18 protein-coding genes are annotated in these 22,281 nt (G+C 47.0%); 15 read left to right on the forward strand and 3 right to left on the reverse strand.

Annotation, left to right across the window (positions count from 1 at the left end):
- Window positions 1-4 precede the first annotated feature (4 nt).
- A complete protein-coding gene (locus ACFYU8_RS02630; RefSeq protein ID WP_390296091.1) occupies window positions 5-604 on the reverse strand; it encodes a TetR/AcrR family transcriptional regulator in 600 nt (199 codons plus the stop codon).
- Window positions 605-783: 179 nt separating this feature from the next.
- Here ACFYU8_RS02630 and cyoE point away from each other — a divergent pair, with 179 nt between their 5' ends.
- From cyoE to ACFYU8_RS02655, 5 genes are all read left to right on the forward strand, one after another.
- Window positions 784-1,701 carry a heme o synthase gene (gene cyoE, locus ACFYU8_RS02635; RefSeq protein ID WP_390296088.1) on the forward strand — a complete coding sequence of 306 codons (918 nt, stop codon included), beginning with the start codon at window positions 784-786 and terminating at the stop codon, window positions 1,699-1,701.
- A gap of 175 nt (window positions 1,702-1,876) precedes the next feature.
- The gene (locus tag ACFYU8_RS02640; RefSeq protein ID WP_391365683.1) at window positions 1,877-2,170 is read left to right on the forward strand and encodes a heterocycloanthracin/sonorensin family bacteriocin; all 294 of its coding nucleotides are present in this window, start codon (window positions 1,877-1,879) and stop codon (window positions 2,168-2,170) included.
- Between the two features lie 152 nt (window positions 2,171-2,322).
- On the forward strand, window positions 2,323-4,266 hold the full coding sequence (locus ACFYU8_RS02645) for a putative thiazole-containing bacteriocin maturation protein (RefSeq protein WP_390296083.1): 1,944 nt from the start codon (window positions 2,323-2,325) through the stop codon (window positions 4,264-4,266).
- Window positions 4,263-6,203: a TOMM precursor leader peptide-binding protein gene (locus ACFYU8_RS02650; protein WP_390296081.1), complete on the forward strand. Its 1,941-nt coding sequence runs from the start codon at window positions 4,263-4,265 to the stop codon at window positions 6,201-6,203. Before ACFYU8_RS02645 ends, ACFYU8_RS02650 begins: the two co-directional genes overlap by 4 nt.
- Window positions 6,204-6,225: 22 nt before the next feature.
- Window positions 6,226-7,827 carry a SagB family peptide dehydrogenase gene (locus ACFYU8_RS02655; protein ID WP_390296079.1) on the forward strand — a complete coding sequence of 534 codons (1,602 nt, stop codon included), beginning with the start codon at window positions 6,226-6,228 and terminating at the stop codon, window positions 7,825-7,827.
- Window positions 7,828-7,867: 40 nt separating this feature from the next.
- Here ACFYU8_RS02655 and ACFYU8_RS02660 read toward each other — a convergent pair whose 3' ends face one another.
- Window positions 7,868-9,613, reverse strand: coding sequence for a cysteine desulfurase-like protein (locus ACFYU8_RS02660; RefSeq protein ID WP_390296077.1), 1,746 nt, complete (start codon window positions 9,611-9,613; stop codon window positions 7,868-7,870).
- Between the two features lie 279 nt (window positions 9,614-9,892).
- Between ACFYU8_RS02660 and ACFYU8_RS02665 the strand changes: the two genes are divergently transcribed.
- Window positions 9,893-10,405: a GNAT family N-acetyltransferase gene (locus tag ACFYU8_RS02665; RefSeq protein ID WP_390296075.1), complete on the forward strand. Its 513-nt coding sequence runs from the start codon at window positions 9,893-9,895 to the stop codon at window positions 10,403-10,405.
- 75 nt (window positions 10,406-10,480) lie between these two features.
- On the opposite strand, the gene ACFYU8_RS02670 is transcribed toward ACFYU8_RS02665, so the two are convergent.
- Entirely contained in the window at window positions 10,481-11,308 is an 828-nt protein-coding gene (locus tag ACFYU8_RS02670; RefSeq protein WP_390296073.1) for a hypothetical protein, read from the reverse strand.
- Window positions 11,309-11,562: 254 nt separating this feature from the next.
- Here ACFYU8_RS02670 and ACFYU8_RS02675 point away from each other — a divergent pair, with 254 nt between their 5' ends.
- From ACFYU8_RS02675 to ACFYU8_RS02715, 9 genes are all read left to right on the forward strand, one after another.
- Window positions 11,563-12,174 carry a DedA family protein gene (locus tag ACFYU8_RS02675; RefSeq protein WP_144615785.1) on the forward strand — a complete coding sequence of 204 codons (612 nt, stop codon included), beginning with the start codon at window positions 11,563-11,565 and terminating at the stop codon, window positions 12,172-12,174.
- Window positions 12,175-12,356: 182 nt separating this feature from the next.
- Window positions 12,357-13,841: an amidohydrolase family protein gene (locus ACFYU8_RS02680; RefSeq protein WP_390296071.1), complete on the forward strand. Its 1,485-nt coding sequence runs from the start codon at window positions 12,357-12,359 to the stop codon at window positions 13,839-13,841.
- Window positions 13,842-13,997: 156 nt separating this feature from the next.
- Window positions 13,998-14,840, forward strand: a complete 843-nt coding sequence (locus tag ACFYU8_RS02685; RefSeq protein ID WP_390296069.1) for an ABC transporter ATP-binding protein — start codon at window positions 13,998-14,000, stop codon at window positions 14,838-14,840.
- The gene (locus ACFYU8_RS02690) at window positions 14,773-15,528 is read left to right on the forward strand and encodes an ABC transporter permease (RefSeq protein ID WP_390296067.1); all 756 of its coding nucleotides are present in this window, start codon (window positions 14,773-14,775) and stop codon (window positions 15,526-15,528) included. The genes ACFYU8_RS02685 and ACFYU8_RS02690 overlap by 68 nt, the downstream gene beginning before the upstream one ends.
- A gap of 30 nt (window positions 15,529-15,558) precedes the next feature.
- Window positions 15,559-16,554, forward strand: a complete 996-nt coding sequence (locus ACFYU8_RS02695) for an aliphatic sulfonate ABC transporter substrate-binding protein (protein WP_390296065.1) — start codon at window positions 15,559-15,561, stop codon at window positions 16,552-16,554.
- A gap of 80 nt (window positions 16,555-16,634) precedes the next feature.
- A complete protein-coding gene (gene kynA / locus ACFYU8_RS02700) occupies window positions 16,635-17,495 on the forward strand; it encodes a tryptophan 2,3-dioxygenase (RefSeq protein ID WP_390296062.1) in 861 nt (286 codons plus the stop codon).
- A gap of 198 nt (window positions 17,496-17,693) precedes the next feature.
- On the forward strand, window positions 17,694-18,794 hold the full coding sequence (locus ACFYU8_RS02705) for an ATP-binding protein (protein ID WP_390296059.1): 1,101 nt from the start codon (window positions 17,694-17,696) through the stop codon (window positions 18,792-18,794).
- Entirely contained in the window at window positions 18,755-21,157 is a 2,403-nt protein-coding gene (locus ACFYU8_RS02710) for a DUF5682 family protein (protein WP_390296057.1), read from the forward strand. Before ACFYU8_RS02705 ends, ACFYU8_RS02710 begins: the two co-directional genes overlap by 40 nt.
- On the forward strand, window positions 21,142-22,281 hold the full coding sequence (locus ACFYU8_RS02715) for a VWA domain-containing protein (protein WP_390296055.1): 1,140 nt from the start codon (window positions 21,142-21,144) through the stop codon (window positions 22,279-22,281). Before ACFYU8_RS02710 ends, ACFYU8_RS02715 begins: the two co-directional genes overlap by 16 nt.

Raw genomic sequence — 22,281 nt, forward strand, 5'->3', positions numbered from 1 at the left:
CTCGCTATTTTGACGATAGCATGTTTTGCAAAGCTTTTCCGTATAAAGAAAGGGGCACTTGGTCGCCGCTTATGTAATAAAAAACGGTCATCCCATTCTCTAAAGCAAGAATGGTCCATGCTATTTCATCCGCGGATAGAGTAGAGTCACTTTCTTTTGGCATCAATGTCTGTATCGCCTTGGAAAGATGCTGCACCGACTCTATGATCATGTTCGACCACCGCTGGCGAACTGACTCTTCGCGCATGGCATAAAGCAAAAATTCCAAGTTCAGCATGCACCAGGTTCGATTTTGTTGCTGAACGGACATAAAATAAGCGTCCATGGCTTCTATAAAATGCGATAATGATGGCTGGTGATCAATTGCGTGATGGATATTAGACACATGTAATTGCATCTGACTCTCCAAGATAGCGAGAAAGAGATCTTCTTTGGACTGAAAATGAGCATAAACAGCTCCTTTGGTAAATCCAGCATGGTCTGCGATTTTATCAACGGAAGCCCCGTGGAAGCCTAACTGAGCAAAGGTCTCTATGGCTGAGTCTATCAGCAATTGCCTTGTTTCCTGTTTACGCTCTGCTTGGGTTAATCTGCGTCTGTTCATTCGTCCTCCTCCTTCTCTTGACAATCATACCATATAGAATTAACATTCCATATAGTATTTAAATCCTTATCGGTATGTAAGATGCAAATGGCAGTTTTGTAGGATTTAACCGTCTACTATGTCATGCTATTTTGGAGTACGATAGAATAGATCATCTAGTAAGAGGGGACAGTGTACGAATGCAGAGGGAAGAAAGCGTTGCAACGCGGAATCGGCCTATGTCCAATATTTTGGCGCAAACGGTTAAAACGGGGATTATCAAATCGAATCTGATTCCGATGTTTGCCGGATTAACATTGGCTTTATATACCTATCACTTCAGTCTAGTAGATAAGCTACCAGAAATCTTATTTGCAACGATTGGCTCTATTTTAATCATGGGCGCAGCAGGTGCCTTTAATAACGTGTATGATCGCGATATCGATTCTGTCATGGAGCGGACGAAAAACAGACCTACGGTGACAGGGGAAATATCAGCGAAGACGGTTTTATGGCTTGCCTCTCTGATGACGATTATTGGCTTGGTAGCTCTCGCCCTGGCAACACCTTTGGCTGCTATAATGGGTTTTCTCGGACTGTTTTTTTATGTTGTGCCGTATACGATGTGGACCAAAAGAAGAACGGTTTACAATACGGAGGTAGGAAGCATTTCTGGCGCAATGCCGCCGCTCATCGGATGGGCCTCCATTCACCCGGACATCACGCATCCTGCTATCCTTGGGCTTTTTATCATCATGGTTATTTGGCAGATGCCTCACTTTTATGCGATTGCGATTCGCAAGCATGATGAGTACAAGGCTGCGGGGGTTCCTATGTTGCCCGTGGTCAAAGGTGCGAGACGTACCTACATTCAAGCAAATGTTTATTTGGTTGTTTTAATAGCAAGTAGCTTTCTATTCTGGTCATTAAGTGCAGGACTTACGATGATGGCCCTGCTCCTGAATATTTTATGGCTGGTTCTGAGTGTATTTGGATACAGGAAAATGGATTCGCAGAAATGGTCAAAAACGATGTTTATTTATTCGTTGATTCATATGACCGTGCTGTTCTCAACGGTGATTATTTACTCGCTGATGGGCATTATCTTCAAACTGTAAATATGGGTCATCCAAGCTGCCTTCACTTTGAAGGTGGCTTCTTTTTTGTCAAGGAAGCTTGCTACGTAGTTGATCTTCTCGTGTCCAACAAAAATGGGCGCATGATGATGGAACAAATACCCAACGTCACTTCATAAATCTAGAGTAGCCCCATGAAGTGGCGGAGGTGAAAATGATGGATGATTTCAAAAAAGAGCTAAAAAAACTGAAGGCTTCTGAAATAAGATCAGATCGAGTGCAGCGTTGGGACAAAGAAAAAATGAATGAGGCGACACTAGTTCGTGGCAGGTGTGGTGGAGGATGTGGCAGATGCGGTGGTTGCCACAGATGTAGTTGTGGTCGTTGCAGTCGTTGCTCTTGCTCCTGCTCTTGCTCCTGCTCCTGCTCTTGCTCCTGCTCCTGCTCTTGCAGTTGCTCTTGCAGTTGCTCTTGCTTCTTCCCATGCTTTATCGTATTTAATGACGATTAATGATCACTACGTAAATGAAGCTCCTGCCCAAATTGTGTCTTGGCAGGAGCTTTGTTTTTCCGACTGGAATGTGAGACAAAGAGTGATACATAAAATAGCTGTGACATGTCTTGTCGCAAATTGGTTTATTTCACAACGTTAGGGGGAGGAGAATGGATAAGCTGAATCCTTCAATGCGCATAAAAGTGAATCGGGATACAGTGTATGTACCCGATTCGGACGGAAGTGTGTATTTTCGCAATAACATCGGAACTTTCCGCATGAAGGGTGACATGATCAATCAATGGGTAGATCAGTTAATACCCATGTTTAATGGTGTGCATACGTTGGAGCAATTGACCGACGATTTGCCGGAAGAATATCAGCAACAAATATTTCAAGTGGCCCGTACACTTTTAGAAAATGGATTCCTCCAAGATGTGAGCATGGAGAAACCACATGAATTATCACCAGAGGTCATGTCGAGGTATGCAGCGCAGATTGAATATTTGGATCAGTTAGGTGGATCAGGAGGGTATCAGTTTCAAAAATATCGAACGGAAAAAGTATTGGTGATCGGCGCAGGTTCCTTTTTCCTTTCTGTCATCCATGCATTGCTGGAATCGGGATGCGTTCAATTCCATTACGCCATCACGAATGAGACCTCGACCAATCGTGAGCGGCTAGAGGCGATTATAGAACATTCGCGTAGGAAAGACCCACACGTGAAGCTCGTTGAACTCAAACCGGCGTCGTGGGAGGGTGCCGACTGGTCAGCGGCCATCGAGCCTTTTGCTGGTATTTTGTACACATCAGCAAGCGTAAATAAGGACGAAATAAGTGCGATCCAGTCCGCGTGCCGAGTGCGGGAGAAGGTGTTTGTTCCGGCGTTATTTGTCCAGCAAAAAGGAATGGTAGGACCGCTGATTCATCCACAGTCAGAGGCATGCTTTGAATCAGCTTGGTGTCGTTTACATCGACAGGCTTTGTGTGCGGACCCCGAGCAACATCCATATTCAATGACGGCAGCAGCCATGCTGGCGAATATCGCTGTTTTTGAATGGTTCAAATATGTTTCAGGTGTCAATGAAGCAGAGGACCCAAACAAAATTTATTTGTTAAATCTGGAGACGTTGGAAGGAAGCTGGCAGTCATACATGCCTCACCCAATGCGAAATGAAGACATGAGCATGGAGGTATTGGATGAGAGAGAGCTTGAATTGCGGATATCCAAAGAGGCAGAACAGAAAGAAAGTCTATTGTCTCTGTTTCCGTCATGGACCTCCCCAGATAACGGAATTTTTCACAGCTGGGATGAGGGAGAGCTTACGCAGCTACCGCTGACACAGTGTATGGTGACAGCCGTCGATCCTGTCACAGATGGTCTCGCAGAGCTTTTGCCAACTGTTGTATGCGCCGGATATACCCATGACGAGGCACGCAGAGAAGCAGGATTGCTTGGGGTAGAGATGTATGTGGGAAGAATGGTGAACCACCTAAGCGCTCAACATTCAGCTAATCAAGCCGAGCTAGAGAGCAACATTGGAATTGGAGCAGGGGAAACGGCAGTAGAAGGTTTATGTCGGGCGTTACGGCATTGTTTGACACTCACGTATGTGTCAGAAATGAAAGGACGACAACCAACGGCTAGAGCGGTGCATGTTGACTCGATTGTGGATGAACTGTCCCAGTTTTATGTACGGTCTTTCGCTACATTAGGTGAGAAACCGACGCTTGCGAAGGGGCATGGGGTGTGCGGATTTCCGGTGTATTGGGTGGGGACGCGCACAGGATGGTACGGGAGTGTTGGCTTGCAAGAGCGAGATGCCTTGCGAAAAGCGCTGATGTATGCCTTGCAACACACGCAGACGCCAACAAGTCATGTGTCCAAATATATATTGACTACGCAATCTGTTGCGTTGACGGGTGAAGCCATTGAACTGGTGCTCAGCAGCGTTCAGGAAGAATCGGAAAAAGAGGTCTGGAAACAAGCTGTCGAGGTACTGGAGCTTCAACACCTTTCTCCGCGAGTCATGAATGCCGCGATAGAGCCTTTCCTAGAAGAAGACCTTGGCGGCGTATTCGCCTTGCTGCTCTCGCGGGAGGTGCTTCAATGAGTGTTGACATTCTTGTCGTTGGAGACGGAGTACTGGCGGAGCTGGTTTCCGAACATTTGAGCAAGGACTATCGCGTGTGGCAGAGTGAAAACATGGAGTCGGCGACAAGTGGAGCAAATTTGGGGCTCCTGTTGCACGATACGTACGATCCTGCTTTGCATTTGCAGGCAGAAAAGCATTTCCGAAAAGCGAATATTCCATGGTTGCGCGGTTTCGTTTCGTTCGGGGAGGCAATCGTAGGCCCGTTGGTGCATCCAGGTCAAACAGGGTGCTCCCAGTGTGCAGATATGAGGCGATTGATGGCGGGACGGGATCGCAAAGAGATGTGGAAGGTACAACATATGCTGAGGGAGAAAGGCGGCATACCCCGTGATCCATGGTCATCCCGCTCAGGGTTGTTACAAGTGGCATACCATGTCAGTGCGGAGGTTGAACGTATTGTAGAGGGTAGGCAAGCTCAGTTATCCGGGCATATCCAGTTTATTGATTTGCAAACATTGACCAGCACGCGCCACTTCTTTTTGCCGAATCCGTTATGCCCGGTATGCAGTCGGTTGCCTGATGATTCTGAAGAGCAGGCGAGAATACACTTGAAGCCTATCGTAAAGCAAAGTCCTGACAGCTATCGGACAAAATCCATAGCCGATTTGAAACAAGCTCTCTCCACCGAATATTTGGATTCCCGAACCGGATTTTTGAATGGGAAAGTACGTGATCTCGTCTCTGTGTTCGCAGATGTTAGTGTCAATCTGCCTTTATTTTCACATGACGAGGGCACGGCCGGCAGGTCTGTTTCGTACGCGGATAGTGAAATAACGGCGATTTTGGAAGGAATGGAAAGATATTGCGGGCTGATGCCGCGTGGCAAGAGGACGATGGTACGGGATTGCTATGCAAATCTTGCGCCGTATGCACTTGATCCGACCACAGCGGGTACCCATACTGAAGAGCAATATGCTCTACCTGAATTTCCGTTTCAGCAGTTTGATTCCAAACGAGAGATGAACTGGGTATGGGCTTATTCATTTAAAGAAGAGCGACCCATTCTTGTACCTGAGCTGATGGCCTACTACAGTATGGGATTCGGGGAAGGAGTTGTATTTGAGACATCCAATGGCTGTGCGCTAGGTGGGAGTTTGGAGGAGGCGATCTTTTACGGCATCCTCGAAGTGGTGGAGCGAGATGCTTTCTTGTTGACCTGGTATGCCCAATTGCCATTGCCACGCCTCGATCCCGCTACGGTCCAGGATCGGGAATTGCTACTTCTGATTGATCGGATGCAGACGGTTACGAATTACGATTTGTACTTGTTCGACGCAACCATGGAAAATGGCATTCCGGCTGTGTGGACGATAGCGAAAAATCGCGGAGAGGAAGGCTTGCACCTCATTTGTGCGGCTGGCGCACATCCAGACCCCACCCGTGCTGTAAAAAGCTCCATTTACGAAACGGCTGCCATGCTCATGTCTTTGACAGACAAGTACGAAGCGAACCGAGACAAATATTTGCGCATGCTCCATGATTCGTCCTTGGTGAAAAAGATGGATGATCATGCGATGCTATATAGCTTGCCAGAAGCAGCGGAGCGCTTATCCTTTCTTTTGGATGATTCACGTCCGATGGTCTCATTCGCTGAACAATTTCCCGCCAGAAGCCAGCATCGAGACCTGACAGACGATTTGCGGGATTTGCTCGGAGTGTTCCAAAAGGTAGATCTTGATGTCATTGTAGTGGATCAAACGACACCAGAGGTCGGGCGCCATGGTTTATCTTGCGTGCGTGTATTGATTCCTGGCATGCTCCCGATGACATTTGGCCATCATCTCACGCGAGTAACGGGATTGAAAAGAGTATTGGAGGTTCCCGTGAAGCTGGGATATGCGAAAGAACCACTGCGTGTAGACGAATTGAATCCTTTTCCGCATCCGTTTCCATAACATGCATCTGGGAGTGAGCCGGATGAGTCTTGAAAATTTCTTGTACCGCCTTCATTTTGATACAGAAAACGCCAGGCCAAGTGATCTCGAAGTGGATTGGGAAGATGCTCCGCTGACATACAAGATGTACAGGGGGCTACCTGTCATCCCCCTGCCAGAAGACGTACCTCTATCGCTCGAACATCAAAGCATTTCACAAGAGCTGTCTCTCGCTCAATTGGGCGCGTGGTTATGGTATAGCTACGGACTCATCCAGATCAGCCAATCGTTGTTAACCACGACTCCGTCAGATGCCGGGTCTGAGTCGTTTCGGCCGCTTGTAACGAATAGAAGGCCAGTTCCGTCAGGGGGAGCGCTCTATCCGAGTGAGCTGTATGTATATTTGAAGCTGTCGAGTATTCCTCCTGGTCTATACCACTACGATGTGGCTCATCACAGACTGGTACAATTGCGCGAAGGGAATTTTGATCATTTCCTTAGCCGAGCGCTTGGTGGCGGTTGTCCAGTAAATGAATGCTTTGGAGTTGCGTTTGTATCCATCTATTTTTGGAAGAACTTTTTTAAGTATGATGAGTTTGCCTATCGATTGCAGGGTCTCGATGCTGGTGTACTGCTTGGACAAATGCAGGAGATGGCTAAACAGTTCAGTGTTTCGACTGTGGTACACTACCAGTTCCTAGATCGAGCGATGAATGCACTGCTTGGTTTGTCAGCCGATCAAGAGAGTGTATACGCAGTGGTACCCTTATCGCTTCAAACAGAAGGAGCGAGACAATTACCCTCACAATGGAAAGAGCGAGGTGAGGAGACGGCAAGCGAGCTAATAGGGGAACTGTCTGAACAAAAGCATGTGCATGTGATGCGCTCAAAAAGAAGGAGAAAATATCCTGCGCTCCTGCAAATGAATGAGGCTGCCATGCAGGAATCTACCCATTCGTTTACCCGTTATTCGGACCATTTGGAAAGCAAGTGGACGCCTCGTTCCGTAGCACGAATCCTTCTCCCGCGCATGCAGAAACCAAGCTATGATTTGGCGCAATTTTGCCGGGAGCGTTTTTCGCCGGAAATGGACTTTATCAGGAGGAAGACAGATCAAGATCAGGTAGCGCGTATCGTGGAAATGACGATGAGTGCTCTATCGTATGGCAGTGATTTGGGAAAAGATTCGGAAGTAGCGTGGGGGAGGCTTTCTCTCTATGTAACCGTTCATCAAGTAGAAGGGATACAAGACGGGGCATACGCTTACGAACCAGTGGAGCACGCTCTTTATCCGATTGTTTGTGAAGATTTGCGAGCGCGCCTTCAAGAGGGTATGACCCTGGACAACGTGAATTTGTATCAAGTGCCGCTCTGCTTTCATGTGGCGGGTAAACGCGATCATTTGATCAATCAGCTTGGATATCGTGGGTATCGCATCCAGCAGATGGAGGCGGGAATTGTCGTGCATCACTTGCTTTTGGCAGCGTTCACGTGTGGAATGGGCGGCCATCCGCTACTCGGATTTGACGTGGAAAATTGCGACGATCTGTATAACCTAGAGACGGAAGAGAAGACCTGCTTGATTCAAATTCCAGTCGGGCATTATCGCCCCCGCGCTAGATTTCAGGGCGGGCTTCATGGATAAAAACGTGTAAGACCCGAGTCGCGTTGACCCGGGTCTTGTTTTATGCCCTTATTATTTCTTTGATACCTTGAATAAACCGGTCAATTTCTTTGTCGGTATTGTACGGTGCCAGCCCCGCTCGTATCCAGCCGCCGCTTTCATTCATTCCCAAACAATTGGCGAGTGTTGTCGCATAGAAGTCTCCGTCGGCAACGAATATACTGTGCTCCTCGCACAATCGCTCACATATTTCTCGGGGAGAAAACCCTTCGATCCGAAAAGCGATCGTCGGTGTTTTCAATACATCTTCACCCGCTTGATACAGTGTGACACCCTTTATAGTGCCTAGTGCTTTTCGCACCTTTTCTGCCAGCCGATTTTCATAGGCTTCGATCATCACGTAACCAGAACGGATTTTTTCAGAGAAGCTATCCCCGAAACCAAGCGAAGCAACAAATTCGATTGCGGGCCTGATTCCTGCGATTCCTTCATGATTTTGGGTTCCGGTCTCCAGTTTATCTGGATAAGAAGAGGGGGCAGGAACCAATTTGTAAACATCGAGTGCTTCAAAAATTTCTTTGCGGATGACAGCGATTCCAACATGAGGGCCAAAAAACTTGTAAGCGGAACAGAGCAGGACATCGGCGCCAACCTCGTCACGATGGATGGAAAAGTGAGGGGCCGCATGGACGGCGTCGACGGCGACTATAACTCCTTTATCACGTGCTTTTTGGGAAATGGCAGCGAGATCATGGATCGTTCCCACTGCATTGGAAGCAAGCCCGACTGCCATCAGTCTGGTTCTAGAAGTAAGGAGGGTATCGAGCTCATCGAGTTGTAACGTAAGTGTTTCTTTGTTCACCTTCAACCACCGAACGGTCATTCCGCGATCAGCGGCAACAGTCAGCCACGGGTCTACATTTGCTCGGTGATCCATCTCAGAGACGATGATCTCATCCCCTTCTTTCCAATGCCGACCCAATGCACGCGCAATCGCAAACGTCAGCGTGGTCATATTCGCACCGAACGCTACCTCCAGCGGCCTCACGTGGAAGAGGTCAGCTACGGCTTGCTTGGCATCTGCAAGAATGGTTTCTGTCTCCTTGCTCGTTGGAAAGGTGCCGTGTAAATTCGCCCCACCGTTCGCCATATAGCTATAGATCGAGTCCATGGAGGATTTTACAACTTGCGAGCCGCCGGGGCCATCTAGATAAACAGCTGGTTTGCCTTTGTAAGTTCGTTGTAGGGCGGGGAATTGCTCCCGAACTTTTTCAATGGGGAAAGGTTCCGATGCAATTTCTAAACGCCAATCATTGGAGCGCATAAAATGTCCGGGAGGGTATTCAAAGACACATTCTGATTGCAGAGTGAAACCGAGCTTACGGCAAATGGCATTTGAGGCAGGATTGTCCACAGAGGGATAGGCATGAATAAACGGGTGTCGTCGCTCTTGGTTGATGAGTGTGATGAGTGAGGATAAGGCCGCAGAGGCAATTCCTTTCCCTTGGAAGGGAGGTAGGACGCTCCAGCCTACTTCGTATACGTTTTCTCCTTGCCAGTTGCGGTCCCAATAGCCGATACTTCCGACAGGGGTGTGATCTGGCAGCAGTACGATGCTGAACATCTTGCTCGATAGCTGACCGTCTTTATTGACGTATCGCTCGTGCCTAGCTAGGAGCTGCTCTTCCGTCTCCGGGCCTCCAAGATGCTCCATCATGGCTGGGGCATTCAAAAGACGCAGCAAGGGAAGATCGTGATCGTCCCAGGGCAGAATGCGGACAAGCTCAGTGTTTAGCGTTGTGGACATTTTCTCACTCCTTACCAACTGGATTTCCGTGGTGTCCATCATCATTCGTTATCTCTCATTATTCGGAAAAGATTCCAATTAATCAATCTTCAATTCGTTCTGAGAAAAAGGGATGGAAAATCATGCTATAATGGTGGTGCCCGAGTGATTCTTCCTATCGGAGTATTGAAAGAGTAGCTGAGGTGTAGGAATAGACCCTTTCTGAAAAAACATATGGAGAGTAAATCCAACGTAAATATCGTTACCGACAATGAAGGAAAAAGGAAGGGGTACCTATCCATGAATGAAAAAAGCATTCATACACAACGGCTCATAATGATTCCATTTACACATAGAATAGCGACGAATATTTTACAAGAAAATTATGAAGAGTTATTGGATATGGGGCTAACATTAGGCAAAGGCTGGCCTGATGAGGATGCGATGGAAACGATACCCAAAATCATCAAAGCACTCGAACTAACAGGCGAACCGACAGGATTTGAATCGTGGATGATCATTACAAAAGATGGCAGGAAGATCATCGGTGATGTAGGGTTCAAGGGAGGACCGAATACAGAGGGAGAAGTGGACATCGGCTATGGAATTATTGAAGCGGAGCGAAAAAAAGGCTACGCTTACGAGTCGGCTGAAGGCCTAGCGAATTGGGCGTTGTTGCAGCCAGATGTGAAAAAGATTACGGCGAAGTGCTTGCTAGATAACATAGATTCCGCAAAAATATTAGTCAAAATGGGTTTTACAGAAATAAAGAGAGACGATACCATGATTTACTGGTCTAAGCAGAAGGAATAGCAAGCTAGAAGAGAAACAGAGATGAACACGAAAAAAAGGACGCACACATGGCAGTCCTTTTTTTCGTGGAAAACATCAGTTGCTGGTGTTCTTTATGAGAATGTTGTAGATGTGTTTCGTTCCATCTTTATACGTCACTTCGAGAACACCTGATTGAAGGGACGGGCCTTTTGCTTTTACTTTTTTCTTTGTGGAAAACTCTCCTGACTTCGAGTCAATTCGCAACGTAATGAGCGTATTAAAGACCTGAAGCGTTACGAGCTTGATTTCCTTATTAGAGACTTTTCCTGTCGCATTGATTTCGTAATACGATTTAGGAAGCTCGCTCGATTCAGACTGGATCTCAATCTCGTCTGGAGGGAGAGCTAGCCCTGCAAGAAATTGCGTCTGCATCTTTACGAGTTCCTCTTTGCGTTCCTTATCTTCCGGTCCAACGAGGATACGTACGGAAGAGTTTAACTGAAAATAGTCTGGCGTAAGATCATCCGGCAGTTCATCTGTTCGGAAATATTCATCTTGCTCAAAAGTTCTCCCAGGTTTTAAGGTTCTCTCCTTGATGTCCGGGGTACAGGCAGGTTCGTCTTCAGGGTAAGGCAGCACCCAAGAGTCTCCAGAGGCATACGCTTCTAGTCGTGTTGTCACACCATAGCAATGACCAGTCGTGTAGGTGATCGGTTTCCGTGAAATATTCGTGACAATCGTATTTACGTGGTACACTGGTGAGTCGTATTTTGGATTGTCGATTTCAGTAACGGTCGTTTGAAACCGAAGTCCTTCTTTCTTAAATGGTTTCTCAATGAATAGTGTGCCAGTTACTTTTGGTGGGGCTGCGTTTACTTCAACGGCACCAGCAGTCATAAACAGTAATAGACATACAAAGGAATGGACAACCTTGCGAAACATGCCGTTTTCACCTCCTAAAGATATCAACTTTGAGTTATGTGATGTGGATGGTACCCTCCTAATATTCCACATATTCCCTTGAATTGCAATATTATAAAAAATAGTCTGCATGAAAATTTTCAATGGAAGGGTAACCCCTGACGTGCCTGTTTCGTATTGAATTAAAGGAAAAGATTATCGCTTTTCATTGAACTATGCAACGCGTGTCTCTATACTGGAGAGATAAGCATTGGTAAATAATTGTGAGGGATAGCATGCAGAACTGGATGACCCAAATTATTGAACAATATAGTTACTTCGGTATCTTACTCATGATGGCACTGGAAAACATCTTTCCACCGATACCTTCTGAGGTGATCTTGACCTTCGGTGGATTTATGACGACGCAATCATCGTTAACGGTTTTTGGCGTAATCTTGTCCGCTACAATCGGTTCCGTGATCGGGGCAATCATGCTTTATGGAATCGGTTATTACCTAGACGTCAAAAAAATAGAGAAGATCGTAGAGAGATGGGGGCATATTCTGCGCATTAAAACGGCAGATATCCATAAAGCGAATGAATGGTTCGACCGATACGGGTACTGGACGATCTTTTTTTGCCGCATGATCCCATTAATCAGAAGCCTGATTTCCGTTCCTGCTGGTATGACCAAAATGAATTTCCCGCTGTTTTTGCTGTTTACAACACTCGGTACGCTTATTTGGAACATCGTCCTGGTGATGGCTGGTCATTTATTGGGGGAATCGTGGGAAGACATTCTGTACTATTTCGATCTATATTCCAATGTCGTTTATGTTGTACTCGCATTTGCGGGGATAGCCTTTCTCATTTTTTTCCTCCGCAAACGAAAAGCGGACGCCTAAAACCTTCAGACCATCTTTCCTTTAAGGAAAGGTGGTTTTTCCATTTGGAACCAACAGGTAAACATATTATAAAAAGTTGTAATTTTCTTGCAAATACAAGGTATCGAAATTGCGGTAAGGTGTAGGGAAGGGGAGTAGGTGATGGGTACCGCCCTTATTCTTGAGGTTGGGGGAGATACATCTTGATCGATTTGTTACTCGTAAACGGCGTAGTCATTACGATGGACAAAGACCGTCGGGTATTACAAGACGGGGCAGTCGCCATCAATAAAGGAAGAATTTTGGAGGTGGGCGACACTCCACTTCTAAAAGACAAGTATCCCGCGCAAAAGGTAGTCGACTGCGCGCATCATTGTATACTGCCAGGCTTCATTGACGCACATGGTCATGGCGGACACTCGTTGTTCAAAACGATTGCGACGGACAATATCAACGACTGGATGCCAATCATGACCAACACTTATAAGCACTACGTGACAGACGATTTCTGGTACTACGAGGGAAAGCTGTCGGCACTGGAGCGGCTTAAAGCAGGGATTACGACAGGTGTTAGCGTCTTGGGCTCGATGCCGCGCTCGGATGATCCGATCTTTGCCTTGAATCACGCTAAAGCGTACAACGAGGTCGGTGTTCGCGAAATCGTAGCGACAGGTCCATGTAATCCACCGTGGCCGCATCCCTTCAGCCGCTGGGTCGATGGACAAAAAGTAACGAAGGAAGTCACCTATGAGCAGGTTCTCGCTGGAGCAGAAGCAGTGATCGAAGCGCTGAATCACGCGAATAATGATAAAACCAGAGCCTACATAACGCCATTTGTCATCGTGACCTCTGTCAATCCATCCTATCCGACACCTGCTGACCAATTGTTTGGCTTAACAGATTTCGACCGTTACCAAGCGCGGAAAATCAGGGAGATTGCGAAAAAGTACGACACTCGTATCCATTCCGATGCTTTTGGAGGCATGATTCACCTCGCGATACAGGACAAGGAGTACGCGCTGCTCGGTCCAGACGTACATTTGCAGCATTGTCGGGGAATTTCTTTTGACGAGGCGAAAATTTTAGCCGAAACTGGAACGAATGTGAGTGCTTCTCCTGGTTTTGGTCAAATCAATGCACGCACCCCGATAACGGAATTGCTGGAGATGGGAGCGACCGTTGCGATCACGACAGACGGCACCTCGCCGATGACTCCTTTTGACATGTTCCAGGCAATGCGCAGAATGCAGTTGTTGCAACAAGCGGCGCTGCGTGATTATTATTACCTCCCGCCGGGCAAGCTGCTGGAAATGGTAACGATTGATGCGGCGCGCTGTGTCGGCTGGGATGACGAGTTGGGGTCGCTTGAGGCTGGTAAAAAAGCGGACGTCATTACTGTAAACATGCACCAGGCCCACTTGAATCCGGAGAATATGCATGTCCATCGTGTCGTCTATCAGTCAGTCGGTGGAGATGTGAACCATGTCATTGTCGATGGTGGGCTGATTATGGACGAGCGCCGTGTTTTGACTGTGGATGAAAAGCAAATCCTCAAAGAAGCAAATGAAGAGGCGAATCGCACGATTGAGCGGGCTGGGCTGGAAAAATACATGCAGCCAAGTAAGTATTTCTGGGGGCATGCGCGAGCTTATTTGGATGAGAGAAGATTTGATCCGACGAAGCTGTAGGGAAAAAGCACATAATATGTTACCTCCGCATTGAATAGGAGAAGGTGCCCGCCGCCTTCTCTTTTTCATTTTATTATAGTTGACAAAAACGATAGGATTAATCATTATTTATTCATAATCCCCATCGACAAAGTTGGAATAAAATGAGGTGCAGCCATGTATCTGACTATTGATAATGTTATGAAACACTTTGTGAATGAGCAGAAACAAAAAGTAAAAGTGCTGGATGATATAAACCTCGAAGTGGAGAAGGGCAGCTTCGTTTCCATTGTCGGCCCCTCTGGCTGTGGTAAATCGACGTTGCTTTACTTAATAGCCGGATTGGATCGGCCCGACAGCGGTGACATACACGTTGCTGGAAACAAAGTGAATAAGCCCGGTCCCGACAGAGTCGTCGTTTTTCAAGAAGCGGGATTATTTCCATGGCTGACGGTTTTGGAGAATGTTACATATGGGCTGAAACTGAAAAAAATGTCTACAGAGAAAGCCAATGAAAAGGCGCTGGAAGTGCTCAAAATGGTCCATTTAAGCAAGTATGTTCATTCTTATCCCCATCAGCTCTCAGGCGGGATGAAGCAGCGCGTAGCCATAGCTCGGGCACTTGTTATGGAACCCGACATTTTGCTGATGGATGAACCGTTTTCGGCATTGGATGAACAGACGCGGATGGTCCTTCATAAGGAGCTGCTTGAGATTTGGCGGACGACCAAAGTCACGATATTTTTCGTCACCCATAATATCCGGGAGGCCGTTCAGCTTGCGGAGAGGATCGTCGTTTTTGCTACACGCCCCGGAAAAATCAAGGAGATCATTACGGTTCCTGCCATGCGCGATGGAGTCATGCCGGATAGTGTGACATTAAACACGGAGCAAAAGGTGCTGTCGATCCTGCAAGAAGAGATAGAAAAGGTGCTGAAGGAGGAAATGGGCAATGACTACAGCTTTAAGACGGGTCATCTTCATCGCTATGATAGCGGCGATATGGGAAGTCACATCTAGATTATCTGGGCTGCCATCGTTCATGTTTCCCAGCTTGACCCAGGTTTTCGAAACACTCGTAAATGGATTGATAAGCGGGCAAATTACCGCTGCGATTGGAAAGAGTATGGGACGGATCCTTTTGGGCTTTGTCATTGCCATTATCGTTGGACTGATACTGGGTTACTTCATTTGGAGGTACAAACTCGTAGAAGAAACGCTTGGCTTTGTGGTGACTGCGCTTCAATCTATCCCGAGCATTGTCTGGTTCCCGCTTGCGATTATCTGGTTTGGCTTAAACGACTTCTCCATTCTGTTCATCGTGACGATCGGTGCGACCTGGACGATGACGGTAAACGCGACCAGCGGTTTCAAAAATGTCCCGCCGTTATATCAGCGGGTAGCCAAGACTTACGGTTCGTCTGGCTTTCACTTTGTACGAACGGTGATTCTTCCTGCATCTGTACCGCAGATCATCTCTGGGCTTCGAATCGCTTGGGCATTTTCCTGGCGGGCACTCATGGCTGGTGAATTGCTCGGGGGTGGCGGTGGTCTTGGGCAATTGCTCGAGATGGGACGTTCACTTGGACAAATGGATTTGGTGATATCAGTCATGATCATTATTGCGATCATCGGTACCATTGTCGATAATGTTGTCTTTTCACGCATCGAACGCAACGTTCAGATGAAGTGGGGAGTCCATTCATAAAAGAAAAATGGCTAAGGAGTGTGTCGTCACATGCTAAAAAAAGTGTTCAGTACCGTTGTCGCGTCCCTATTATTGATGGGGATTGCGAGTGGGTGCTCTACTGGCGGAGCAGCATCCTCTGAGAAGGAAGTAAGGATCGGATATTTCCCAAATCTGACCCATAGTGCAACGATCATCGCGCTGGAGAAAGGATATTTTAAGGAAGCCTTCGGTGCTGATATGAAGATTGAAACAAAGACGGTCGCCAATGGCGGGTTGTTTATGGAAGCAATGGCTACCAAAGCAATTGATGTAGGGACAGTCGGGCCTGGACCGCTATTGAACTTTTATGTCAAGCATCCCGGGTATCGTTTGATTTCAGGTGCGGTTAATGGTGGAGCTGTGCTCGTCATGAATGGTTCAACCAATATCACTGAACTAAAAGATTTAAAAGGCAAAAAAATCGCAATTCCGGTTATCGGCAGCACACAGGATGTCATGCTTAGAAAAGCACTGAATGAGGTTGGTCTCAAACCGACGACAAACGGTGGAGATGTGGAACTGTATGCTGCGGCTCCAGCAGATACGGCAGCATTATTCGTGCAAAAATCCATTGACGGTGCAGCAACGCAGGAGCCGTGGGGATATGTACTGGAAAATCAGGCAGAAGGAAAATTGCTTCTGGACTGGGATCAATTCGCTTGGGGAAAAGATTCAACCAATACCGTGGTAGCAGCCAGTGATGAATTTCTGAAAAGAGAAGGATTGGCAACGGCCTACCTGCAAGCTCATAAAAAGGCTGTCAAATTCATTCAGGACAATCCCGAAGAAAGCCAAGACCTGATCATCAAGCATTTGAAAGATCTGACTGGCAAAGAGCTGAGCAAAAAAGAAGTGCAGGCAGCCTTTTCTCGTTTGGAAGTAACGACCGCGGTCAATGAAAAAGTCATTCAGGAAATGGCCGATATTAGCCAGGAAGCCGGCTATATTTCGAGCAATAAAATCGATGGCTTGATCGATTTGAAATATTTAGAGGCAGCGAAATAATATCGGGTGATAAGGAACGAAATTCAGCAGGAGGAACGAGGGGTGGAAAGGAATTAGATGGGAAAGGAGGTCATGCCGCGATGAAACCACATGAACAAGGAAGTAATCAACCGAACGACACCACATTGGAGACGCAGATTCATACTGATTTCCAAAAAGAAATGACGTACGGCGATTATTTACAGCTCGATCAAATCTTGTCGAGTCAACACCGTCAATCCACCCATCATGATGAAATGCTGTTTATTATCATTCATCAGGTGAGTGAGCTATGGATGAAACAAATTTTGCACGAACTGTCAGCAGCAAATGAGTGCATCTGCAACCACGATCTAGAGCCTGCTTTCAAAATGTTCGCGCGAGTCTCGCGTATCCAGCAGCAATTGATTAAATCGTGGGATGTCCTTTCTACATTGACGCCATCCGATTACCTCCAGTTCCGTGACAAGCTGGGTCATTCATCCGGATTTCAATCCTATCAAAACAGATTAATCGAATTTAAGCTAGGATATAAGAACCAGCATGTCCTAGCGGTGTATGCACATCAACCAGAGCTTCACGCCCAAATGAGTGCGGCCTTACAGCAGCCAAGCATTTACGATGCGGCGATCAGGGAGATGGCTGCTCGTGGCTTGCCGATTGATCCGGAATGTTTGAATCGCGATTGGACACAGCCTTATCAGCCCAATCAGAGTGTAGAGCAAGCCTGGCTGACCGTGTATCGAAATGTGAACCAGTATTGGGATCTGTACGAGCTGGCAGAAAAGCTGGTGGATATCGCCAGCCAGCAACAACAATGGCGTTTCAACCATATGACTACAGTCGAACGCATCATAGGCCAAAAGCAGGGAACAGGAGGGTCATCAGGCGTTATGTACTTACGCAAAGCGCTCGATCACCGTTTTTTCCCGGAGCTTTGGAACTTGCGGACGTTGTTGTAAAAAAACTCTTCAAAAAAAGCGAGAAAAGCGTCTTGGGGACCCAGGGCGCTTTTTTGTATGTAGTACTCATTTCACATCTTTTCACATATTCTTCCTGATATTGGGTACAAATACCCTTCTTTTCCTGACAAACATATGTTTTCATTTTTTGTAATAAACTTTTTAAAAAGAACAACTAGAAATGGAGTGGGCATTTGGATGGAAACAATGAAGCCGCCAATGGAAGTGTTATATGCAAAACAGCTGAATGCGCTGCGATCCCATGATACAGGGGCAAAACCTCCCAATTGGCTGATGTCACCAAGAGCTGTGCGCGATTTTATTTTAGGAACGGATGAACCACTCTCATATGAGGGCGAAAGTATACAGATTACGAAGAAATTTTACGGCGATGATGTGCTTATCGAGCGTGCGATCGTCACGTTGGCAGGCAATCGCGGCTTGATGCTCGTCGGTGAACCTGGAACGGCAAAGACGATGCTGTCTGAGCTGCTGTCAGCGGCCATCTCCGGTACAAGCATGAATACAATCCAAGGCACCGCTGGAACGACAGAGGATATGATCAAATACTCCTGGAACTACGCGATGCTGCTGGACAAAGGTCCTTCGCTGCAAGCGCTGGTTCCTTCGCCGTTATACACGGGAATGAGCAAAGGGATCATTACCCGGTTTGAAGAGATTACCCGTTGTCCGTTTGAAGTTCAAGACGTGTTGATTAGTATTTTGAGCGACAAGGTGATGAACATTCCCGAGCTGTCAGACGGCGTCCTGTTTGCGAAGCCCGGTTTTAATATCATTGCAACAGCGAACTTGCGGGACAAAGGCGTCAATGAAATGAGTAGCGCTCTCAAACGCCGTTTTAACTTCGAGACGATTGCGCCGATTAATCATGTGAAAATGGAAGCACAAATTATCGAATCCCAAGCAAAAGTGATTCTGGAGCAAAGTGGCGTCCATATCGAAATCGATCGTGATGTGGTTGAGATATTGGCGACGACCTTCATGGAACTGCGCACGGGAGAGACCAAGGAAGGATTCAAAATCGATTCACCTCAATCCGTGATGAGTACAGCCGAAGCCGTATCTGTCTATGTCCAAAGTGCAATGACGTCCCATTATTATGATGGCAGGCCGATTTCTATGGATCGATTGGTACAGAACATGCTGGGAGCGGTCGTCAAGGAAAACCAAAAGGACGCAAATATCCTGAAAACCTACTTTACCAAAGTGGTCAAAGAACGGGCAAAGGAAGAGGGTCTATGGGGAACGTATTACAGCGAGAAGAAATGGATCAAATAAACGGTCAAGACCGCTTCATAAAATCATTCGTCGAAGAAGAGGTCTACAACCTCAGCAAACAGGTCGTCTATTTCCCGGTTCGTCATCATAGTCCTGCCTGCGCGTACCATTTGAAAAAAACGATCGAAGAGTATCAACCAGAAATCATTCTGATTGAAGGCCCGGACCATAGCAACCATATCATTCCGATCTTGACGGATGAACGGACGAAGCCTCCTGTGAGCATTTATTACGCGTACGCCTCGGGGGAGCAAAAATACGTCTGTTACTTTCCGTTTCTTCTGTATTCACCGGAATATGTGGCCTTGGTCGAAGCAAAACGACGGCAGATTCTAGCAGCTTTTATTGATCTAAGCTACGGAAGTCGCCTGGAAAGCTTGGAAGACGGTCATGATTTGAAAAAGAAGAATGAAAAGCTGTCCTATCACGATGAGCGCATGTTGGCAGGCTCGCAGTTTATTCAGCGATTGTGCCAGACGATGAAATGCCGGAACTTCGATGAGCTATGGGAAAAGGTTTTTGAGATTGATGGTATCCGCAAAAAGACGCAGGAATTCGTCAAGGATGTTTTTGCCTACTGCTATTTGTCTCGAAAATGCTATGACGACGCTACTTTGGAAGCGGAAGGAGATTTGATTCGCGAGGCACACATGCGTCAAAAAATTGCAGAGGCAAAACAAAAACATGCGAGAATTCTCGTGGTTACCGGCGGATTTCATACATACGGACTTCTCGAGGAACGCAAGACTTCCTACAAGATACAAAAGGTGCAGGAAGAAAAAATATACCCAATGGTGTACACGTACCAGGAAGCTGATCATCTGAATGGTTACGCAAGCGGGATGCCCTACGTTCACTACTACGAGAGTGTATGGAAGGCACTGGAGAAGAAGGAGCCTGCTCCCTTCACGAAAAGCGCCTTGATGTACCTCCCGCAACTGCTCAAAAAACTGCGTGACAAGGGAGAAACGACGTCGACTGCGGATGCGATTGAAGCGTACAGTCTCATGAGCGGATTGGCCGTCATGCGGGAAAAGGCCGAGGGCGGTGCCTATGAGTTGATCGATTCCGTACTCTCTGCATTTACAAAAGGCGAGCGCTCAATAGCAACGTCACAGCCGATCGAGAAATTGCGAGAACTGTTGACAGGAGACGGAATCGGTGAGGTTGCCCCTAATTCACTGGATGTACCCATCGTTCGCGATTGCAAAGACAGATGTAAATCGCTTAAGCTCGCGATCACAACGACAGGGCGCAATCAGAAGGTGCTAGAGCTGTATGCCAAGAAGTCGCATCGCGAAGCCAGCCAGTTTTTTCACTGCATGCAGTTTTTGGGTACAGAGTTTTGCACCAAAGAAGCAGGACCGGACTGGATGACCAACCGAAACGTCAATCTCGTCCGAGAAACATGGCGCTACAGCTACTCCTCCTTCGTCGAAGCCCGTCTGATCGAGAGCTCGGTTTACGGTGGGACGGTGAAAGAAGCGGCCGCGCAAAAGCTTGCAGATCTAGTAAAAGATCTGCCGCAGCACCAAAGCCATGAGCTGGCAAAATGGCTCTTGATGGCAGTCGTCATGGGATTGGAAGAGCTGGCAGAACGGCTCTTTGTATCTGTAGAAGAGTCCGTTCGACAAGATGGACATTTTCTCTCTCTTTGCAAAACGCTGAAGACGCTCACTATTCTTTTGGAGCAAAAGCGTTTGTTCGGTCTGAGTGCGACAGAACGATTGGAGAATTTGGTAGAAGAAGTATATTACCAGGCTGTTACCAAAATCGTCGAGCAGGGCAATCCGAACCCCAACGAACTGGACGAAATGGCCGATCAGCTCAAATTCCTGTACATGCTAAGTGAGAAAAGACAGGCGGATGTTTCCCGAGAAGTCTTTAGTGACCAACTGCTGGAATTACTGCGTAACGACAAACTCCCCGCAAAACTGGAGGGAGTCGTGGTCGCGATCTTGTGCAATCTCGAAGTGATCGAGCGCGCAGAAATATCCAGACGCGCACGTGCGTATATGTTTGGCTCACCTGAGCAAATGCTGCATACGGCCGCTTATTTACATGGCGTTTTTATCGTGGCTCGTGATTACCTCTTTCATCATGAAGAAATCCTGCGCGATCTGCATCAAATGATTACAGCCTTGACCTACGACGATTTTTTGCAGGTAGTGCCTGAACTGCGATTGGCGTTTACATATTTTAGTCCAATGGAAATTAGTATGCTCTCGGAAAAAGTGGCAGCTCTCTTCCAAACAACGGTGGAACAAGTCACGAATGAAGTCATCGATGAGCGCACCTTGCGTGATGCCCGCATGCTCGATCAAGCGATCAAGGAGGAGTTTGCCAAATGGAACCTGATTTGAGCCGCGAAGCCTTGAACCGCTGGCGGTTGTTATTGGGATCTCATGCTGAGGAATCTTTGGAAGGCAGCGGGGTCTATCAATCATCCGAGTTTTCCTATCAGGAACTAGACTCGATACTTGAATTTTTATACAACCGTGAATACGGAGAAGAGCAAGGATATCGAAAAGAAGGCGGGCGAGGAGATTCCGCATTGACGGTTCCTGTCTGGCTGAACAAAATCCGCAAGCTGTTTCCCAAAAAAACAGTGGAAATCCTTGAACGGCAAGCCCTGGATCGCTATAACATGACAGAGCTGTTGACAGACAAAAAAGTGTTGGAAAGCATGGAGCCCAACATGAACCTCTTGAAAAACATCCTCCAATTTAAAGGCAGGATGAAAGGAGAGGTCGTGAAAAGTGCAAAGGAAATTGTACGCAAGGTGGTAGACGATCTACGGCGTCAGCTTGAAAATGAAGTGCAGACCAGCATCGTCGGCAAACGCAATCGCCACAAACGCGGCTATACGAAGTCGATGAAAAATTTGGATGTGCATAAAACGATTCGCAAAAATTTGAAAAACTACGACCGCAAAAAAAGCCGGTTTATCATTGATGAGCTGTATTTCCACAGCAATATCCAGCATCACAACAAATGGAACATCGTTATTGTCGTGGACGAGAGCGGCAGTATGATGGACTCTGTTATTTACAGCTCCGTTATGGCAAGTATTTTTTACAAACTCGCTGCGTTGAAGACGCATTTGGTTATTTTTGATACGAAAGTTGTTGATTTGAGCAATAGACTGGATGATCCGGTCGATGTGCTGATGAGTGTGCAGCTTGGTGGGGGGACTCATATTGCTCAGGCGCTCAAATATGGAAGAACACTGCTCGAAAATCCATCGAAGACGATATTTATCCTCGTCAGTGATTTAGAGGAAGGCTATCCGATCAAGGAAATGTATCGCCAGAGCAAGGAAATTATTGACGCGGGCTGCAAGTTTTTAGTGCTGACGGCTTTGGATTTCAATGGCAACGCTACGTACAATCAGTATGCTGCAAGGGTTTTGAGCGATATGGGAGCCAATGTTGCAGCAATCACGCCAGATGAGCTCGCGCAATGGATTGGTAAGGTTATCAAATAG

Origin of the sequence: Brevibacillus sp. NPDC003359 (assembly GCF_042878995.1) — a bacterium.
Taxonomy (GTDB): Bacteria; Bacillota; Bacilli; order Brevibacillales; family Brevibacillaceae; genus Brevibacillus.

Bases quoted from the DNA above. Each gene is read 5' to 3' on its own strand.
- ACFYU8_RS02695 (WP_390296065.1), top strand. From the start codon at position 15,559: ATGCTAAAAAAAGTGTTCAGTACCGTTGTCGCGTCCCTATTATTGATG.
- ACFYU8_RS02685 (WP_390296069.1), top strand. From the start codon at position 13,998: ATGTATCTGACTATTGATAATGTTATGAAACACTTTGTGAATGAGCAG.
- ACFYU8_RS02665 (WP_390296075.1), top strand. From the start codon at position 9,893: ATGAATGAAAAAAGCATTCATACACAACGGCTCATAATGATTCCATTT.
- ACFYU8_RS02655 (WP_390296079.1), top strand. From the start codon at position 6,226: ATGAGTCTTGAAAATTTCTTGTACCGCCTTCATTTTGATACAGAAAAC.
- ACFYU8_RS02690 (WP_390296067.1), top strand. From the start codon at position 14,773: ATGACTACAGCTTTAAGACGGGTCATCTTCATCGCTATGATAGCGGCG.
- ACFYU8_RS02705 (WP_390296059.1), top strand. From the start codon at position 17,694: ATGGAAACAATGAAGCCGCCAATGGAAGTGTTATATGCAAAACAGCTG.
- ACFYU8_RS02660 (WP_390296077.1), bottom strand. From the start codon at position 9,613: ATGTCCACAACGCTAAACACTGAGCTTGTCCGCATTCTGCCCTGGGAC.
- ACFYU8_RS02645 (WP_390296083.1), top strand. From the start codon at position 2,323: ATGGATAAGCTGAATCCTTCAATGCGCATAAAAGTGAATCGGGATACA.
- ACFYU8_RS02630 (WP_390296091.1), bottom strand. From the start codon at position 604: ATGAACAGACGCAGATTAACCCAAGCAGAGCGTAAACAGGAAACAAGG.
- ACFYU8_RS02650 (WP_390296081.1), top strand. From the start codon at position 4,263: ATGAGTGTTGACATTCTTGTCGTTGGAGACGGAGTACTGGCGGAGCTG.
- kynA (WP_390296062.1), top strand. From the start codon at position 16,635: ATGAAACCACATGAACAAGGAAGTAATCAACCGAACGACACCACATTG.
- ACFYU8_RS02670 (WP_390296073.1), bottom strand. From the start codon at position 11,308: ATGTTTCGCAAGGTTGTCCATTCCTTTGTATGTCTATTACTGTTTATG.
- ACFYU8_RS02675 (WP_144615785.1), top strand. From the start codon at position 11,563: ATGCAGAACTGGATGACCCAAATTATTGAACAATATAGTTACTTCGGT.
- ACFYU8_RS02710 (WP_390296057.1), top strand. From the start codon at position 18,755: ATGGGGAACGTATTACAGCGAGAAGAAATGGATCAAATAAACGGTCAA.
- cyoE (WP_390296088.1), top strand. From the start codon at position 784: ATGCAGAGGGAAGAAAGCGTTGCAACGCGGAATCGGCCTATGTCCAAT.
- ACFYU8_RS02640 (WP_391365683.1), top strand. From the start codon at position 1,877: ATGGATGATTTCAAAAAAGAGCTAAAAAAACTGAAGGCTTCTGAAATA.
- ACFYU8_RS02715 (WP_390296055.1), top strand. From the start codon at position 21,142: ATGGAACCTGATTTGAGCCGCGAAGCCTTGAACCGCTGGCGGTTGTTA.